Source organism: Ochrobactrum sp. SFR4, assembly GCF_019730395.1.
Classification (GTDB): domain Bacteria; phylum Pseudomonadota; class Alphaproteobacteria; order Rhizobiales; family Rhizobiaceae; genus Pseudochrobactrum.
This window is the reverse complement of sequence record NZ_JAAPBB010000263.1, coordinates 1-413: the sequence shown is the minus strand read 5'-3', so window position 1 is coordinate 413 and position 413 is coordinate 1. Positions and strand designations below refer to the sequence as shown.

The 413-nt window shown below is 40.7% G+C and carries 1 protein-coding gene; it reads left to right on the top strand.

The genetic code is table 11. The features are described 5' to 3' along the window. Positions 1-391, top strand: a 391-nt coding sequence (locus tag HBA93_RS18905) for a hypothetical protein (RefSeq protein ID WP_221724325.1), incomplete at its 5' end; no start/stop codon positions are given. Positions 392-413: the final 22 nt, after the last annotated feature.

The window sequence follows — 413 nt, the reverse complement described above, 5'->3', positions numbered from 1 at the left end:
CACTTCGTCTGAAGAATTTTTCATATCTCTATATTTGCGTTTTCCGCAAAAATTGCTATCACGAAAATCGCAAAATTCAGTTGACTTATTTTTACGATTATCGCAAATATATATCATGTCAAAAGAACCTGCATTCACACTCATAGCATATCTCGGCGGTGCCAAAGCGGTTTCATCAATCGTTGGGAAGCATTACTCGCGTATTTATCGTTGGACTTATGGCACTGAAAAGCGCGAGGGAACCGGCGGCTTGGTGCCTGCAAAGGACCAGAAACTTTTGATGGAATGGGCTGAAAGAAACAACTTTGATCTACAGCCTGTCGATTTCTTTTCCTCAGACAGAATTAAAGCATTGTTGGAAGAGCGTGCTAAATTGCAGGAGGCCGTATAATGAATTTCTTTTTTAGCCTTAG